This is a genomic window from Herbaspirillum lusitanum (assembly GCF_046025995.1).
Classification (GTDB): Bacteria; Pseudomonadota; Gammaproteobacteria; order Burkholderiales; family Burkholderiaceae_D; genus Herbaspirillum; species Herbaspirillum lusitanum_A.
In genome coordinates this window covers 17,796-34,340 of the sequence record NZ_JAQQFM010000003.1, presented here as the reverse complement: position 1 = coordinate 34,340, position 16,545 = coordinate 17,796, and the positions used below count along the sequence as shown (strand labels likewise).

Sequence of the window (16,545 nt, the reverse complement as noted above, 5' to 3'; positions counted from 1 at the left end):
GCTGAAGATTGCTGACATCAGAAGCGGATTCATGCGCAAGTTACTGGATTATTTCTCTTTGCACTTCCTGCGGAAGATAGAGATCAGGTATCGCCTGATCAGCTCTTTCATTCTGGTATCGCTGTTGCCGCTGCTGATCTCGGGCGTGATCTCCTATCGCGAAACCACGCGGGCGACGCAGGAAAAGGTGCGCGTCTTTTCGATCCAGATCGTCAACCAGATTTCGCAGAATCTGCGCCTGCAGATGGAGAAGATCGAAGCCGCCAGCGAGGAGCTTGGCGTATCCGACCGGCTGCAAAGTCAGCTCACCGATTATTACAGCGAAGATCAGGCCACCAGCGTCGCTGCCCGCACCGCGCTGACACGAGTGCTACTGGAGAGCTATGGCTCGTTCTCCTATATCAACCAGAAATACCTGCTCGATCGCGAGCATCAGATGGTCGATACCCAGGTCTTTCCGCAACTGGCCAAAAGCGTGGAGCAACTGGTGAAGGCAGTGCCGGCCGGCGGCTATTCCCCGCACTGGCAAAGCTACAATTCGGCGCCCGGTCAAAAGAGCATCGTCATGCTGCGGCCGATCCGTTTCATCGCTAACAACCGCCCGGCGGGCACCTTGTTCGTGGGCATCAAGCCCAGCCATTTTTCCGGCATCTTCGACAGCGTGAACCTCGGCTACGACTCCAACATCTTTGTGCTCGACCGCAACAACGGCGAAGTGGTGATCCGCGGCAGCGAACGCACCGGCGATCCTATCCCCGGAGTAGCCGATCCCAATCTGATGCACAGCATAGGCGCCAGTCTGGCCCAAAGCCGAAGCGACAATTTCGCCACCTACACCGCGCGCGGCAACATCGCCTACGTGGCCGCTTTCGCAGAGATTCCGAATACCTCGTGGCTGGTGGTCAGCGTCACGCCGCGCGACAAGCTGAATGCGGAGGTGCTCTCGGTGCGCGAAACAATGGTGTACATCGGTCTGCTGTGTTTCATCGCCTCGCTGCTGCTGTCCTATCTGATTTCGCGCAGCATTTCGCAACCGCTGCGCAAGCTGATGTACATCATCAAGGAAACCGAGCGCGGCAATTACAAGCTGCGTCTGGAACAGGACGGCAGCGACGAAATCGCGGTGCTGTCGCGCAAGTTCAATGACATGTCGGGCAGTGTGCGCCAGCACAAGGAGCAACTGGAGGAACAAGTGGCGGAACGCACCCGCGACCTGGAACTGGCCAATCGCAAACTGGAAGAACTGAGCACCACCGATGGCCTCACCGGCGTGGCCAACCGGCGCCGTTTCGATGATGCGCTGGCCACCGAATTGCGGCGCGCCACGCGCGCGCAGACGCCGGTCGCTTTGCTGATGCTGGATGTGGATTTTTTCAAGAAGTACAACGACCGCTACGGTCACCAGGATGGCGACGAATGTCTGCGCACGGTGGCGCGCCTGCTGCAGACCACTGCGCGCCGCGCCAGCGATCTGGTGGCGCGCTACGGCGGCGAGGAATTCGCTCTGATTCTGGCCGACAGCGATGTCGCCACCGCAGTCCAGCATGCCGAACACATCTGCGCAGCGATCGCGGCGCTGCGCATTCCGCACGCCGGCTCGCCGTTCGCTTATGTCACCGCCAGCATCGGTGTCGCGGTGGTGCTGCCGGATGAACACATGACGCCGGAACGCCTGCTGCGCAGCGCCGACCAGGCGCTGTATCACGCCAAATATCAGGGCCGCAATCGCATGGTGGTGGGCGAAGACGACCCCTTGCAGTCGAAACTGGAGATCTGAGTTGCCGGCTACTCAGTCAACACCAGCTGGATCTCAGACCGCTTCCACCACCACTTCCGCCTTCAGCGAATTGGCGATGTAACACTGCTCATGCGCCGCATGATGCAGTTCATCCAGCACCGCCTGCTCCGGCTGCGTGCCGTCCGCAAACACGATCTGCGGACGCAGCGTGATGCGGGTGATGGCGATCTTTCCTTCGGCGTTCTTTTCCATCACCGCTTCGGCGGCGTCGGTGTAGCTGTCCACAATCAGCTTGCGGCGCGCCGCCAGCGACAGGAAGAACAGCATATGGCAGCTTGAGGTTGCCGCCACCAGCGCTTCTTCCGGATCGACATTGGCAGCCTCCGACATCGGCAACGGCACCGACAAGGGCGAGGAAGAAGCCGGCACCCTGGCGCCGCCATCGAAACTCCAGCTATGCGCACGGCTGTAGCGGTTGTCGCTGAAAACGGCATTGTCTCTTTGCCATGTCACGGTAGCGGTGTATTTGTGCATGAGAAATCTCGATGTGAAGAAATGGACCCGGCAAGCCGGACGATCGCCGCCAGGCTTGCCAAGGTTTGCAAACCAGCGCCGGGCAGTATCAAAAGCGCCGCAGCATTTTAGATCGTCGCTGCGCTCACCGCCAGTCGCCGCCAGCCGCCGTAAGCCTTTCGTCAGGCTTGCAACAATGTGCAAATGCGGTCGACTGCACTGCAACCAAACGGAGGCCGCCTCATCATATCGTTTATGCCAATGGACCCGGAGGAATACGATGTCAGGAACGCAGCCGCAAGCATCATCAGCCAGTTCGCCCGCCAGACAACACTGGCGCATCGAAGATCTGGATTTTTCGCGCATCGACCTGGCTCGCGTCAGGGAAGACGAAAATCTGTTCTATCTGGTGGCCTGCGCCTCCTTCGTGGAAAGCGGGTCGGATTTGTATACGCATAATCTGATCGAGTTTTATCAGGGCGATGCCGAGGTTTCGGACTGGCTGCGCCGGCAATGGGAGGTGGAAGAACTGCAGCACGGCCGCGCCCTGCGCGCCTATGTCGAGCATGTCTGGCCGGAGTTCGAATGGGAACGCGCCTTCCAGGGTTTCATTGAAGAATATTCGCAATACTGCAAGGTCGAGCTGCTGGAACGCACGCGCGCCCTTGAACTGGCGGCGCGCTGCGTGGTGGAAACCGGCACCGCCACTTATTACCGCGCACTGGCGTGCGCCACCGATGAGCCGGTGTTGCGCGAACTGGCGACGCTGATCGCCAATGACGAAGTCAATCACTACAAGCACTTCTACCGCTTCTTCCGCTTCTTCCGCCGCTATCGCAGCAAGGAAGGACTAGGCCGTTCGCGCGTGCTCGGCACCTTGAGCCGGCGCACCATGGAGCTGAAGAACGAAGACGCCGACTGCGCCATACGCCATGTGATGAGGATGCACGATCCGGCGCATGCCGACGACGCCGCGTTGCTGCGCCGGCTGGAATCGCAGATGAGCCGAACGGTGCGCATCAATCTGCGGCCGGAAGCGACCATCAAGATGATCATGCGGCCGCTGGAGTTGCCAAGGCTGCTGCAAAGCCTGATCGAGTTTCCGATGCGGCAATTGATGCAGCGGGTTTTCCTGCGGTGATTGTTCCGGACGAATGCTTAGACGGCGCGTCTTCCGAGGGGATTGTTCCAAACTGATGGTTCCGGGCTGACAGACAAGCTCGCAAAGCAATACGCTCGCGTTTGTCCGAATGCATCCCGGGCCGGGGAAGCTTGAGCGAATCCATTCCATCCACGCGAACTTGCTGCTGAATCGGTTCGCAGACCTCTTCAATCCACATTGTCAAAAAATATTGTTGCACCAGATTGTTGCCCGATCTGGTGCACAAGCTCGCGCAGGCTTGCGGGAAATCTTTAGTTTTTTGTCGGCAACTTTATATTTCCGGCTAAAACGCCCCAATATCGTGCACATAAATGCGCCTTCATGAGTCACACAAATTCGATGTTGCGATGAATGCCATTGGGTCGAATCATTTTGGTGCGAAAAATTAACAGGCTTGACACAGCCTGAAGACATGGCGGGACTCGCACTTGCCCCGCTTTGATGCGCGCAGCATCCGGCCCTCATCGATTGGCACGCATTCTGCTAAAGCACAGGGGCAGTTAAAAAAAACCATCGACTCTACTACTACCTACTGTGGGAGCACATTCATGTCACGTCGCACCGTTCTGAAAGCAACAGCACTCGGCGCCTTTGCACTTGCTGCGTCGTCCTGGCTGCCGTCCGCCTTTGCAGCAGACACTATCAAGGTTGGTATCCTGCACTCCCTGTCCGGCACCATGGCGATTTCCGAAACATCGCTGAAAGACGTGGCGCTGATGACCATCGATGAAATCAACGCCAATGGCGGTGTGATGGGCAAGAAACTGGAACCGGTGATCGTCGATCCCGCCTCCAACTGGCCTCTGTTCGCTGAAAAAGCGCGCCAGCTGATCTCGCAGGACAAGGTTTCCGTGGTGTTCGGCTGCTGGACTTCGGTCTCGCGCAAGTCGGTGCTGCCGGTCTTCAAGGAACTGAACAGCCTGCTGTTCTATCCGGTGCAATACGAAGGCGAAGAGCTGGAAAAGAATGTGTTCTACACCGGCGCCGCGCCTAATCAGCAAGCGATCCCGGCAACCGAATATCTGATGTCGAAAGAAGGCGGCGGCGCCAAGCGCTTCGTGCTGCTGGGCACCGACTATGTTTACCCGCGCACCACCAACAAGATTCTGCGCGCCTTCCTGCACAGCAAGGGCGTGAAGGATTCCGATATCGATGAGGTCTACACACCGTTCGGCCACTCCGATTATCAGACCATCGTCGCCAACATCAAGAAGTTTGCCGCAGGCGGCAAGACGGCCGTGATCTCGACCATCAACGGCGACTCCAACGTGCCCTTCTACAAGGAACTGGGCAATGCCGGCCTGAAGGCGACCGACGTGCCTGTGGTCGCATTCTCGGTGGGTGAAGAAGAACTGCGCGGCGTCGATACCAAGCCACTGGTGGGCCACCTGGCTGCCTGGAACTACTTTGAATCGGTGAAGAATCCGGTCAACACCGCCTTCATCAAGAAGTGGAAAGCCTACGCCAAGGCCAAGGGCCTGCCGAACGCCGACACCGTCGTGACCAACGATCCGATGGAAGCGACTTACGTCGGTATCTACATGTGGAAGCAGGCGGTTGAAAAGGCCAAGACCACCGACACCGACAAGGTGATCGCAGCGATGGGCGGCCAGACCTTCAAGGCGCCGTCCGGCTACACGCTGGAAATGGACAAGACCAACCATCACCTGCACAAACCAGTGATGATCGGCGAAATCAAGGCCGACGGTCAGTTCAACGTGGTCAACAAGACCAAGACCACCATCCGCGCGCAACCGTGGAGCCCGTATATCCCGGGTAACGAAGGCAAGCAAAAGATGTAAGGCCTGATCGCCGGCCCGTTCTCTGATGAACGGGCCGGCGCCATCGTCGCTTCCGCGCATGCGGAAGGCCGCCCCGTTTGTACCTGTTGCCGATGCAAAGTCTGGCTGCTGACCGTGTATGCGGTCCAGGCAAGCCGATCGGCAGCCGCAAGCCAGGCGGGTTCCGGCCGCTGCCGGGCGACGACGGCGTAGCTCGCTATGTCGCCATGCCACGCTGCACTGCTTTGTACACGCTATACCGCTTCCCACGACAATACAGCCGCTGTCCGATCCGCCTTCCGCTCGCCGATGCGCTCGCTGTTTCTCGCGCACCGTGCACCGTATCCGGGTCGACGCGCAACCAAAGCCAAATGAAAATTGCCAAGAAGCTCTCTCGCGCATTGCTCGCAAGCTGGCTGTGCGTGCATGCCTTCGCCGCCCAGGCCGCGATCGATCCGGCGCTGCTGAAACCGCTGGCCGGCGACGATCCCGATGCCCGCATCGAAGCCGTCAACAAGATCGCCGCGCTGGCCAATGATGATGCCGTCAGAATTCTGAAGGCGCTCGGCAGCGATGCCTTGTATGCGACCCCCGCCGGCGACGTACTGATCGTGGACGACAGCAATGCCTTTAATCCCGCCACCGACAAGACCGGGCCGACCCCGGACGATGCCGAAGGCATCTCGGTCAACAACCGTCTGCGCGGCGCGGTCGACAATGCCATGTCCGGCCTCAAGCTGCTGTCCGAGGATCGCGGCGTGCGTCTGGCGGCCGCCATCGATCTGCTGAAGAATGCCGATCCGGCGCAACTGCCGCTGATCGAAAAAGCGCTGAGCAAGGAAAACGATCCCCAGATCAAGGACGTGCTGAAGCAGGTGCAAGCCACCGCCAATCTGCATGCGACTGATCCGGCCACGCGCCGGGCTGCGGTCAAGACTCTGGCCGACACCACCAATGCTTCGCTGCGGCCGGCGCTGGAACAGCTGCTGGCCAAGAATCCGGACGGCAGCTATGCCGAGCCCGATGAAAGCGTGCGCATCGAAGCCGTGCGCACCTTGTCCGCGCTCGACCGCCATCTGTCCATCGTCGACTTCACCGGCAAGCTGTTCTACGGCATCTCGCTGGGCAGCGTGCTGCTGCTGGCGGCGCTCGGTCTGGCCATTACCTTCGGCCTGATGGGCATCATCAACATGGCGCACGGCGAGTTGCTGATGATCGGCGCCTACACCACTTATGTCTGCCAGCTGGTATTTCGTAAATTCTTTCCCGGCGCGATCGATGCTTATCTGGTGGTGGCCTTGCCGGCCGCCTTCATCGTCGCCGCCGCAGTCGGCATTGCGCTGGAACGGCTGGTGATCCGCTGGCTCTACGGCCGGCCGCTGGAAACCCTGCTCTGCACCTGGGGCATCAGCCTGATGCTGATGCAGGGCGTGCGCTCCATCTTCGGCGCGCAGAACGTCGAGGTCGCCAATCCGAGCTGGATGTCGGGCGGCGTCACGGTGATGGGTTCGCTGGTGCTGTCCTATAACCGCATCGTGATCATCTTCTTCGCGCTGTTCGTGGTGTTCGCGGTGTGGCTGATTCTGAACAAGACGCGGCTCGGCCTGTTCGTGCGCGCCGTCACGCAGAACCGCCGCATGGCGTCCTGCGTCGGCGTCTCCACCGGCAAGATCGACATGATGACCTTCGGCCTCGGCTGCGGCATCGCCGGTCTCGGCGGCGTCGCCTTGTCGCAGCTGGGCAATGTCGGCCCCGACCTCGGCCAGGGCTATATCGTCGACTCCTTCATGGTGGTGGTGCTGGGCGGCGTCGGCCAGCTGGCCGGCACCGTGATTGCGGCATTCGGGCTGGGCGAGGTGAACAAATTCCTGGAGCCGGTGGCCGGCGCGGTGCTGGCCAAGATCGCGATCCTGGTATTCATCATCGTCTTCATTCAGAAGCGCCCGCAAGGTCTCTTCGCACTCAAGGGAAGGAGCGTGGAATGAGCACCATGCTGATGCGACCATCATTGTTTTCACGCCCGGCCTGGACCGGCATCGTGGGCTGCACCGTGATCCTGGCCTTGCTGCCGATCTGCAATCTGGTGTTTCCGGCCGACAGCGCGCTGCATATTTCCAGCTACACCGTGGCGCTGATCGGCAAGTTCATGTGCTACGCACTGGCGGCGCTGGCGCTGGATCTGGTGTGGGGTTACACCGGCATCCTGTCGCTCGGCCACGGCGTGTTCTTCGCGCTCGGCGGTTATGCGCACGGCATGTATCTGATGCGCGCCATCGGCCGCGACGGCGTGTATCAGAGCAATCTGCCGGACTTCATGGTGTTCCTCAACTGGAAGGCTTATCCCTGGTACTGGTGGATGAGCGATCACTTCTGGTTCGCCATGCTGCTGGTGGTGCTGGTGCCGGGTCTGTTGGCTTTTGTATTCGGTTACTTCGCTTTCCGTTCGCGCATCAAGGGCGTGTATTTTTCGATCATCACCCAGGCCATGACCTTCGCCTTCATGCTGCTGTTCTTCCGCAACGACACCGGCTTCGGCGGCAACAACGGCTTCACCGACTTCAAGCGCATTCTGGGCTTCACGATCACGGCGCCGTCGACCAAGGCGGTGCTGTATCTGGTGACGCTGGGCTTCCTGTTCGGCGCGCTGATGCTGTGCCGCATGATCGTCACCTCCAAGCTGGGCCGGGTGCTGCAGGGCGTGCGCGATTCCGAATCGCGTCTGATGTTCATCGGCTACAACCCGCTGTGGTTCAAGCTGTTCGTGTGGACCTTGTCGGCCGTCCTGTGCGGCATCGCCGGCGCGCTGTATGTGCCGCAGGTCGGCATCATCAACCCGTCCGAAATGTCGCCGGCCAACTCCATCGAGATGGTGATCTGGGCCGCCGTCGGCGGACGCGGTTCGCTGCTCGGCCCCATCATCGGCGCCTTCACCGTGAATGGACTGAAGAGCTGGTTCACCGCCGCCTTCCCCGATCTGTGGCTGTTTGCGCTGGGCCTGATCTTCATTCTGGTCACGCTGTTCATGCCGCAGGGCATTGTCGGCCTGATCCAGAAACTGAAACGCAAGGGCAAGCCTGAGGCCGGCGCACCGGCCACCACCCACACCAAGGAGGCCGCATGAGCGAGATCCATACCGGTGCCCGCGGCCTGGGCAGCACGGTCGACAATAGCCAGCACGCCGCTTACGGCACCTCGTACGAGCGCATCAAACCCGAGGGCGTGGACACCACCCACGGCGCGATCCTGTATCTGGAAAACATCACGGTGACCTTTGACGGTTTCCGCGCCATCAACAATCTGAACCTGGATATCTCGGTGGGCGAACTGCGCTGCATCATCGGTCCCAACGGCGCCGGCAAGACCACCATGATGGACGTGATCACCGGCAAGACGCGGCCGACCGCCGGCACCGCCTTCTTCGGCCAGACCATCGATCTGACCAAGATGACCGAATACGAAATCGCGCACGCCGGCATCGGCCGCAAATTCCAGCGGCCGACGGTGTTCGAGCAGCACACCGTGTTCGAGAATCTGGAACTGGCGATGAAGATGGACAAGCGCGTCAAGACCACCTTGTTCGCGCGCCTGAACTCGGAACAGATCGGCAAGATCGAGGAGATCCTCAAACTGATCCGCTTGAACGGTCAGGAACACCGCGTGGCCGGCCTGCTCTCGCACGGCCAGAAGCAGTGGCTGGAAATCGGCATGCTGCTGATGCAGGAGCCGCAGTTGCTGCTGCTGGATGAACCGGTGGCCGGCATGTCGGACGCCGAAACCGTGCGCACCGCGGAGCTGCTCAACGAGCTGCGCGGCAAGCATTCCATCATGGTGGTGGAACACGACATGGGCTTCGTCGAAGAGATTGCGCAAGGCGGCAAGGTCACCGTGCTGCACGAAGGTTCGGTGCTGGCTGAAGGCAATATGCAGCAGGTGCAGTCGAACGAACGCGTGATCGAGGTTTATCTGGGCCGCTGATTTCCATCCGCCCTGCACCAACCAAGCTCAGATCGCGAACATGCGCCGCGCCGGATGCCCAGGCAGCCCGGCCGGTCGCAGAACAACAGGAAAAGATCATGCTGCAAGTCGATCAAATCAATCAGTATTACGGCGCCGCCCACACCCTGCGCGGCGTTTCGCTCAACGTGGAAAAAGGCAAGTGCCTGTCGCTGCTGGGCCGCAACGGCGTCGGCAAGACCACGCTGCTGAAATGCCTGATGGGTGTGCTGCCGGTGGCCGCCGGCCAGGTCAAGCTGGAAGGCCAGGACATCACCAGACTGAAGCCGCACCAGCGCGCGCAGCTGGGCATCGCCTACGTGCCGCAGGGCCGCGAAATCTTTGCGCGCCTGACGGTGGAAGAAAACCTGCTGATGGGCATGGCCACCAAGTCCGGCAGAAAGGCCTCGGTGATCAAGGGCGAAGTGTATGAACTGTTCCCGGTGTTGAAGGAAATGCTGCACCGGCGCGGCGGCGATCTGTCCGGCGGTCAGCAGCAGCAGCTGGCGATTGCGCGCGCCTTGCTGGCCGAGCCCAAGCTGATCATTCTGGATGAGCCGACCGAAGGCATCCAGCCTTCCATCATCAAGGACATCGGCCGCGTGATCAGCCTGCTGCGCGCGCGCGGCGACATCGGCATCCTGCTGTGCGAACAGTATTTCGACTTCGCGCGCGAGCTGGCCGATACCTTCGTCGTGATGTCGCGCGGCGAAGTGGTGGCGGCCGGCACCCAGGATCAGATGGACGACGAAAACGTCAAGAAACATCTGGCAGTCTGAGCCGGGCTGCGGCCCTTGCCATTCATGCATGAAAAACCCTCGCGCCGCATCATTGCGGCGCATGTTTTTTTGCGGCAGGTCTGTTATAACAGCGCTTCAGGCGACCTCGGCCCACGGCGCTATCGCGCAGGGCAGGATGGCGGCGACAAACCCCGGAGCAGCAACGAAAAGAATTCGCATGAAACGCATTACCGGCCATTCCGATTCATCCGCAAGCAATCTCAGCGCGCCCGCCGAAAAACGGCATGCCGCCGATCACGCGCGCCTCAAGCTGGGCTTCACCGATGACGCCGGCACCACGCGCCTGACCGAGCGCAGCCACTTCGGCCCGCTGCGGGTGCAAAAGCCCCTGTATCCGGAGCAGGTCGCGGTCTGCCATGCGGTGATCGTGCATCCGCCCGGCGGCATCGTCGGCGGCGATCAGCTCAGCATCGAAGCGCGTGTTGGCGCCGGCGCGCATGCCCTGCTGACCACCCCCGGCGCCGGCAAATGGTATCGCGCCAACGGCCAGGTCTCGCGCCAGAACGTGAGATTGGAAGCAGGCCCCGGCGCCACGCTGGAATGGCTGCCGCAGGAAACCATTTTCTTCGACGGCGCCGACGTGCGCATGCAGCACGAGGTGACACTGGCGGCCGACGCCGCCTACATCGGCGCCGAGATCCTGTGTTTCGGGCGCACCGCTTCCGGCGAGAGTTTCACCGGCGGCCGCATCGGCCAATGCACCAGCATCCGGCGCGGCGGCAAATTGCTGTGGTTCGAACAAGGCGCCATCGATGGCGGCAGCGGCGCCATGCACAGTCCTCTGGCGCTGTCCGGCCAGACTATTTGCGCGACGCTGATCGCGGTCGGCGACGGCATGGATGCGGCGCTGCTGGCGCGCGTGCGCGAAGTGGGCAACAGCATCACCGGTCGCAGCGGTGCGACGCTGATGAAGCAGGTGCTGGTGGCGCGTTACATGGGTCAGTCCAGCGAGACGGCGCGGCACTGGCTGCAACAGGCCTGGATGCAGTTGCGGCCGGCCGTGCTGAAGCGCGATGCTGTGATACCGCGTATCTGGAATACTTGATTGGAATTGATGAAAATGAGGGCAAGCAGACGCTTGCGACAAGCTGAACCTGTTTCATGCCTGCCACCGCGGGCGCAAGGAGAATAAATGGATCTGACCCCAAGAGAAAAAGACAAGCTGCTGATTTTCACCGCAGCACTGGTGGCCGAACGACGCAAGGCGCGCGGCCTCAAGCTGAACTATCCGGAAGCGGTGGCGCTGATCAGCGCCGCCATCATGGAAGGCGCACGCGACGGCAAGACCGTGGCCGAGCTGATGTCGGAAGGCACGCAGATTCTGACGCGCGCCGACGTCATGGAAGGCATTCCTGAAATGATCCCCGACATCCAGGTCGAAGCCACCTTTCCCGATGGCAGCAAACTGGTGACGGTGCATCACCCGATTCCCTGAGCCACCACGACAACGGACACGCGCATGCAAGTCTCCCTCCTCGGCTCACGTCAATTCGACGGCGCCCGCGGCGCACTGATCGAGCTGCTGCTCGACAGCGTCAGCCATGGCGCGTCCATCGGTTTTCTGGACGACCTGACGCAGGCGGAAGCCGCCGCCTATTGGGACGGCGTGACCGCCTCCGTGATGCGCGGCGAACGCATTCTGTGGAGCGCAGAGCATCAGGGCCAACTGGTCGGCACGGTGCAGCTTGAACTGTGCCGGCGCAAGAACGGCGTCAACCGCGCCGAGATCCAGAAGCTGCTGGTGCACAGCGGCGCGCGCCGGCTGGGCATCGCTTCGGCGCTGATGCAGGAAGTGGAACAACATGCGCGCAGTCTGCAACGCGGCCTGCTGTATCTGGATACCGAAGCCGGCTCGCCGGCCGAGGCGCTGTATCAGGCGCTCGGTTACACCACGATAGGCGGCCTGCCCGACTATGCGTGCAGTCCGGATGGTACATGGACTGCCAACGCGATCTATTACAAAACCCTGTTTCTGAGGAGTACGCAATGATTCCAGGCGAAATGCTGGTGGAACCCGGCGATATCGAACTCAATGTCGGCCGTCCGACCGTGACCGTCACGGTGGCCAATAGCGGCGACCGCCCGATCCAGGTCGGTTCGCATTTTCATTTCTTCGAAACCAATCCGGCGCTGCTGTTCGAGCGCGATGCGGCTTACGGCATGCGCCTCAACATCACCGCCGGCACCGCCGTGCGCTTCGAGCCGGGGCAGCAGCGCACGGTGGAACTGGTGGCGCTGGCAGGCGAGCGCAAGGTGTATGGATTCAACGGCCTGGTGATGGGTTCGCTGGCAGCCGGAAAGGGAAAATAAGATGAGCAAGATTGCACGTTCGGCCTATGCCGAAATGTTCGGCCCGACCACCGGCGACCGCGTCCGTCTGGCCGACACAGAGTTGTTTCTGGAAGTCGAAAAGGACTACACCATCTACGGCGAAGAAGTGAAATTCGGCGGCGGCAAGGTGATCCGCGACGGCATGGGCCAGTCGCAGCGCGCGCATCGCGACGTGATGGATACCGTGATCACCAATGCCCTGATCGTCGATCACTGGGGCATCGTCAAGGCCGACATCGGCATCAAGACCGGCCGCATCGCCGCCATCGGTAAAGCAGGTAATCCGGACATCCAGCCGGGCGTGACCATGGCCATCGGCGGCGCCACCGAAATCATCGCCGGCGAAGGCATGATCGTGACCGCCGGCGGCATCGACAGCCACATCCACTTCATCTGTCCGCAACAGATCGAAGAAGCGCTGATGAGCGGCGTCACCACCATGCTGGGCGGCGGCACCGGGCCCGCAGTCGGCACTGCGGCAACCACCTGCACACCCGGCCCGTGGCACATCCATTCCATGCTGGCGGCGGCCGATGCCTTCCCCATGAATCTGGGTTTTCTCGGCAAGGGCAACGTCAGCCTGCCGACGCCGCTGGAAGAGCAGATCGAAGCCGGCGCCATCGGCCTCAAGCTGCATGAAGACTGGGGCTCGACGCCGGCCGCCATCGACAATTGCCTGACGGTCGCCGACAAGCACGACATCCAGGTCGCGATCCACACGGATACGCTCAACGAAGGCGGCTTCCTTGAGCACACGCTGGCGGCGTTCAAGGATCGCACCATCCACACCTTCCACACCGAAGGCGCGGGTGGCGGCCATGCGCCGGACATCATCGCCGCGGTCGGCCAGGGCAATGTGCTGCCGTCGTCGACCAATCCGACCCGGCCGTTCACCGTCAACACGCTGGACGAGCACCTCGACATGCTGATGGTCTGCCACCACCTCGATCCGGCGATTGCAGAAGACATCGCCTTTGCCGAATCACGCATCCGGCGCGAGACGATTGCGGCCGAAGACATCCTGCACGACATCGGGGCGATCTCGATGATGTCCTCCGATTCGCAGGCCATGGGCCGCGTCGGCGAAGTCGTCATGCGCACCTGGCAGACTGCGCACAAGATGAAGGTGCAGCGCGGTTCGCTGTCGGAAGACTCTTCGCGCAACGACAATTTCCGCATCAAGCGCTACATCGCCAAGTACACCATCAATCCGGCCATCACGCATGGCATCTCGCATGTGGTGGGCTCGCTGGAAGTCGGCAAGATCGCCGATATCGTGCTGTGGAAGCCGGCCTTCTTCGGCGCCAAGCCGTCGATGATTCTCAAGAGCGGCATGATCGCGGCGGCCCAGATGGGCGACCCCAACGCGTCGATCCCGACGCCGCAGCCGGTGCATTACCGCATGATGTTCGGCGCCTACGGCGGCGGTCTCAAGACCTCGCTGACCTTCGTCTCGCAGGCCGCGTTCGATGCCGGCATCGGCGAACAGCTGAAACTCAACAAGCCGGTGGTAGCGGTGAAGAACATGCGCCATCTGCGCAAGCACGACATGATCCACAACGGCGCCACGCCGAAGATGGAAGTCGATTCCGAGACCTATGAAGTGCGGGCCGACGGCGAGCTGCTGGTCTGCGAACCGGCCAAGAGTCTGCCGCTGGCGCAACGCTACTTCCTGTTCTGAGGACGGCACGCCGCAACGCGCAACTGTCATACCGGCGCGCATGGATCGCTGCTTCATGCGCGCCGCCAGCCATCACAAGACTGACCACAACACATCATGCTGACTCTCAACACCAAGGTCGAACAGGCCGAACAGATCGCCGGAGAACTGGTTCTCCCCTATGACCAGCGCGAAAAAAGCCGGCTGCGCGCCACCATGACTTCGGGTGAAGAAGTCGCGGTATTCACGGTGCGCGGCACGATACTGCGCGACGGCGACCTGCTGCGCGGCGATGACGGCCGCGTGGTCAAGATCACTGCCGCCACCGAAGCCACTTACCGGGTCGACGGCGACAGCGCGCATCATCTGCTGCGTTGCGCCTTCCACCTCGGCAACCGTCACACCCAGGCGCAGATCGCGCAAAACGAAGGCGTCGGTTTCCTGCGTATCCGCAAGGATGCAGTGCTCAAGGAAATGCTGGAAGGTCTGGGCGCGCGCGTGTCGGAAGAACAGGCTGCGTTCGAACCTGAATCAGGCGCCTACGGCGGCGGCCATCACCATCATGGCGACGACCATCATCATCCGCTGGCGCCCATCCCGCTGCGACAGAAGATTCATCGCCCCGGCGACAAGCAATAAGATCCCGCCGGCTTCATTCCTTCAGCATTCAGTCATCCAGCCATCGCCATGCACGCACACGCTCTTCTCCATCTGCTGCAGTTGTCCAGCCCCTCCCTGCCGATCGGGGCCTACAGCTATTCGCAGGGACTGGAAGCGGCCATCGAGAACGGCACGGTCAAGAACGAAGCAACTGCGCAGGCCTGGATCGCCGATGCCCTGCATGAAGTGGTGGCGCGTTTCGAAGCGCCGGTGCTGTGGCGTCTGCTGCATGCCTTCGCGCAACGCGATGGGGCGGCGGTGGCGCTGTGGAATGAACGCTTCATCGCGGCGCGCGACACCGCCGAATTTCGCGCCGAGACCATCCAGATGGGTTATTCGCTGGGCAAGCTGGTGGCGGACCTGAAGCTGGGCGATGAAGCCCTGCTGCAAATACTGCAAGCCCAAGCTGAAGTGCCCTTGCCGACCGCCCTCGCCTGCGCCGCTGTGGCGCTGGAGGTGCCGCCAGAGGCAGCATTGCTGGGCATGCTGTTTTCCTGGGCCGAAAATCAGGTCCTGGCCTGCGTCAAATCGGTGCCGCTCGGCCAGGTGGCCGGCCAGCGCATGCTGCTGGCCTTGCAGCCGCAACTGGAACGTGCCGCGCAGACCGCCCAGCAATTGCAGGATGAAGAATTGTCGAACTGGTCGCCCGGCCTGTCTCTGTTGTCAATGCAACATGAGGTGCAGTACAGTCGGCTGTATCGCTCATGAAGCGATGACCAGCATGGGGGAAAACATGGACCAATCGAAACGCCGCTTTATGGCCGGCAGTGTCAGCGTCGCCGCAGCGGCAATGCTGCCGGCACGGCCGGTGCTGGCGCGCGATACGATCAAGGTCGGCATCCTGCATTCCCTGACCGGCAGCGTGTCCGGTTCTGAACGCCCCATGGTGGATGCCACCCAGTTGGCCATCGCCGAAATCAACGACTCCGGCGGCGTGCTGTCGCGCCAGTTGGAGCCGGTAGTGGAAGACGGCGCCAGCGACTGGCCGACTTTTGCCGAGAAGGCCAGAAAGCTGCTGCTGAGCGACAAGGTCGCGGTGGTGTTCGGTTGCTACACCTCGGCTTCGCGCAAGGCGGTGTTGCCGGTGTTCGAAAAGAACGACGGCCTGCTGTTCTATCCCACCTTCTACGAAGGCATGGAGATGTCGCCCAATATCATGTACACCGGCGCCGATGCCACGCAGATGACGGTGCCGGCCACGCGCTGGCTGGTACAGAATCGCGGCAAGCGTTTTTTGCTGGTGGGTTCGGATTATCTGTTTCCGCGCGCCACCAATGCCATTGTGCGCAAGACGCTGGAGCAGATGGGCGGCAGCGTCGCCGATGAGTTGTATCTGTCGCTCGACAGCAGCGATTTTTCTTCAGTGGTCGCCAGCATCAAACGGCACAAACCCGAAGTAATCCTGTCGACCGTGGTGGGCGGCTCCAACAAGCCCTTCTTCCACCAAATGAACGCGGCCGGCATCAAGGGCAGCAACACGGCCATCATGTGCCTGGCGGTCACCGAGATCGAAGCGCTGGACATCGGCATCGATAAGATGGCCGATGTGCTGAGCTGCATGTCGTATTTTCAGTCGCTGTCGCGCATCCGCAATCAGCAATTCATCACCGCCTTCAAGAACCGCTTCGGCGCCCAGCGTGTGCTCAATGACCCCATGGAATCGGCCTATTGCGCCGTGCATCTGTGGCGCAAGGCGGCCCAGCGGGCGGCTGCGCTGGGCACGGCGCAGGTGGTGGCGGCCGCCGGCGGCATGGATTTCAGCGCGCCGTCCGGTTACGTCAAGCTCGACCAGCAAAATCATCACACCTGGAAATACGCGCGCATCGGCAAGTTCGCGCGCGACGGCCAGGTGCAGGTGCTGTACGAATCGCCCCTGATTCAACCCAATCCCTTTTTCAACACTTAAG

Annotated in this window: 16 protein-coding genes; 15 read left to right on the top strand and 1 reads right to left on the bottom strand. The window is 61.4% G+C overall.

Translation table 11 applies throughout. The annotated features are described in order from the left end of the window. Positions 1–31 precede the first annotated feature (31 nt). A complete protein-coding gene (locus PQR62_RS06035) occupies positions 32–1,777 on the top strand; it encodes a diguanylate cyclase (RefSeq protein ID WP_408155819.1) in 1,746 nt (581 codons plus the stop codon). A 33-nt stretch (positions 1,778–1,810) separates the two neighbouring features. Here the strand turns inward: PQR62_RS06035 and PQR62_RS06030 are convergent, their stop codons facing one another. Beyond that, positions 1,811–2,272 carry an OsmC family protein gene (locus tag PQR62_RS06030; protein WP_408155817.1) on the bottom strand — a complete coding sequence of 154 codons (462 nt, stop codon included), beginning with the start codon at positions 2,270–2,272 and terminating at the stop codon, positions 1,811–1,813. Positions 2,273–2,531: 259 nt separating this feature from the next. Between PQR62_RS06030 and PQR62_RS06025 the strand changes: the two genes are divergently transcribed. The 14 genes from PQR62_RS06025 (at position 2,532) to PQR62_RS05960 (ending at position 16,544) form a co-directional block, all read left to right on the top strand. After that, positions 2,532–3,392, top strand: coding sequence for a ferritin-like domain-containing protein (locus PQR62_RS06025; RefSeq protein WP_408155815.1), 861 nt, complete (start codon positions 2,532–2,534; stop codon positions 3,390–3,392). A 569-nt stretch (positions 3,393–3,961) separates the two neighbouring features. Continuing rightward, positions 3,962–5,215 carry an urea ABC transporter substrate-binding protein gene (gene urtA, locus PQR62_RS06020; protein ID WP_408155813.1) on the top strand — a complete coding sequence of 418 codons (1,254 nt, stop codon included), beginning with the start codon at positions 3,962–3,964 and terminating at the stop codon, positions 5,213–5,215. 350 nt (positions 5,216–5,565) lie between these two features. Then, complete coding sequence (gene urtB / locus PQR62_RS06015) at positions 5,566–7,179, top strand: urea ABC transporter permease subunit UrtB (protein ID WP_408155811.1); 1,614 nt, start codon at positions 5,566–5,568, stop codon at positions 7,177–7,179. Next, positions 7,176–8,315 carry an urea ABC transporter permease subunit UrtC gene (gene urtC, locus PQR62_RS06010; RefSeq protein WP_408155809.1) on the top strand — a complete coding sequence of 380 codons (1,140 nt, stop codon included), beginning with the start codon at positions 7,176–7,178 and terminating at the stop codon, positions 8,313–8,315. Before urtB ends, urtC begins: the two co-directional genes overlap by 4 nt. Then, entirely contained in the window at positions 8,312–9,169 is an 858-nt protein-coding gene (urtD, locus tag PQR62_RS06005) for an urea ABC transporter ATP-binding protein UrtD (protein ID WP_408155807.1), read from the top strand. The genes urtC and urtD overlap by 4 nt, the downstream gene beginning before the upstream one ends. Before the next feature lie 98 nt (positions 9,170–9,267). Beyond that, a complete protein-coding gene (gene urtE / locus PQR62_RS06000) occupies positions 9,268–9,966 on the top strand; it encodes an urea ABC transporter ATP-binding subunit UrtE (RefSeq protein WP_408155805.1) in 699 nt (232 codons plus the stop codon). A 178-nt stretch (positions 9,967–10,144) separates the two neighbouring features. Further along, complete coding sequence (locus PQR62_RS05995) at positions 10,145–11,032, top strand: urease accessory protein UreD (RefSeq protein WP_408155803.1); 888 nt, start codon at positions 10,145–10,147, stop codon at positions 11,030–11,032. Positions 11,033–11,119: 87 nt separating this feature from the next. After that, the gene (locus PQR62_RS05990) at positions 11,120–11,422 is read left to right on the top strand and encodes an urease subunit gamma (RefSeq protein ID WP_408155801.1); all 303 of its coding nucleotides are present in this window, start codon (positions 11,120–11,122) and stop codon (positions 11,420–11,422) included. Between the two features lie 24 nt (positions 11,423–11,446). After that, on the top strand, positions 11,447–11,977 hold the full coding sequence (locus PQR62_RS05985; protein ID WP_408155799.1) for a GNAT family N-acetyltransferase: 531 nt from the start codon (positions 11,447–11,449) through the stop codon (positions 11,975–11,977). Beyond that, on the top strand, positions 11,974–12,297 hold the full coding sequence (locus PQR62_RS05980) for an urease subunit beta (protein ID WP_408155797.1): 324 nt from the start codon (positions 11,974–11,976) through the stop codon (positions 12,295–12,297). Before PQR62_RS05985 ends, PQR62_RS05980 begins: the two co-directional genes overlap by 4 nt. Before the next feature lies 1 nt (position 12,298). Further along, on the top strand, positions 12,299–13,999 hold the full coding sequence (gene ureC / locus PQR62_RS05975; RefSeq protein ID WP_408155795.1) for an urease subunit alpha: 1,701 nt from the start codon (positions 12,299–12,301) through the stop codon (positions 13,997–13,999). A gap of 96 nt (positions 14,000–14,095) precedes the next feature. After that, positions 14,096–14,617, top strand: a complete 522-nt coding sequence (ureE, locus tag PQR62_RS05970; protein WP_408155793.1) for an urease accessory protein UreE — start codon at positions 14,096–14,098, stop codon at positions 14,615–14,617. Between the two features lie 48 nt (positions 14,618–14,665). Further along, on the top strand, positions 14,666–15,346 hold the full coding sequence (locus tag PQR62_RS05965) for an urease accessory protein UreF (RefSeq protein WP_408155792.1): 681 nt from the start codon (positions 14,666–14,668) through the stop codon (positions 15,344–15,346). Positions 15,347–15,371: 25 nt separating this feature from the next. Continuing rightward, positions 15,372–16,544 (top strand): urea ABC transporter substrate-binding protein, encoded by a 1,173-nt coding sequence (locus tag PQR62_RS05960; RefSeq protein WP_408155790.1) that lies wholly within the window; start codon positions 15,372–15,374, stop codon positions 16,542–16,544. Position 16,545: the final 1 nt, after the last annotated feature.

Coding starts and splice junctions, on each gene's coding strand:
- PQR62_RS06035 (WP_408155819.1), top strand. CDS start 32: ATGCGCAAGTTACTGGATTATTTCTCTTTGCACTTCCTGCGGAAGATA.
- PQR62_RS06030 (WP_408155817.1), bottom strand. CDS start 2,272: ATGCACAAATACACCGCTACCGTGACATGGCAAAGAGACAATGCCGTT.
- PQR62_RS06025 (WP_408155815.1), top strand. CDS start 2,532: ATGTCAGGAACGCAGCCGCAAGCATCATCAGCCAGTTCGCCCGCCAGA.
- urtA (WP_408155813.1), top strand. CDS start 3,962: ATGTCACGTCGCACCGTTCTGAAAGCAACAGCACTCGGCGCCTTTGCA.
- urtB (WP_408155811.1), top strand. CDS start 5,566: ATGAAAATTGCCAAGAAGCTCTCTCGCGCATTGCTCGCAAGCTGGCTG.
- urtC (WP_408155809.1), top strand. CDS start 7,176: ATGAGCACCATGCTGATGCGACCATCATTGTTTTCACGCCCGGCCTGG.
- urtD (WP_408155807.1), top strand. CDS start 8,312: ATGAGCGAGATCCATACCGGTGCCCGCGGCCTGGGCAGCACGGTCGAC.
- urtE (WP_408155805.1), top strand. CDS start 9,268: ATGCTGCAAGTCGATCAAATCAATCAGTATTACGGCGCCGCCCACACC.
- PQR62_RS05995 (WP_408155803.1), top strand. CDS start 10,145: ATGAAACGCATTACCGGCCATTCCGATTCATCCGCAAGCAATCTCAGC.
- PQR62_RS05990 (WP_408155801.1), top strand. CDS start 11,120: ATGGATCTGACCCCAAGAGAAAAAGACAAGCTGCTGATTTTCACCGCA.
- PQR62_RS05985 (WP_408155799.1), top strand. CDS start 11,447: ATGCAAGTCTCCCTCCTCGGCTCACGTCAATTCGACGGCGCCCGCGGC.
- PQR62_RS05980 (WP_408155797.1), top strand. CDS start 11,974: ATGATTCCAGGCGAAATGCTGGTGGAACCCGGCGATATCGAACTCAAT.
- ureC (WP_408155795.1), top strand. CDS start 12,299: ATGAGCAAGATTGCACGTTCGGCCTATGCCGAAATGTTCGGCCCGACC.
- ureE (WP_408155793.1), top strand. CDS start 14,096: ATGCTGACTCTCAACACCAAGGTCGAACAGGCCGAACAGATCGCCGGA.
- PQR62_RS05965 (WP_408155792.1), top strand. CDS start 14,666: ATGCACGCACACGCTCTTCTCCATCTGCTGCAGTTGTCCAGCCCCTCC.
- PQR62_RS05960 (WP_408155790.1), top strand. CDS start 15,372: ATGGACCAATCGAAACGCCGCTTTATGGCCGGCAGTGTCAGCGTCGCC.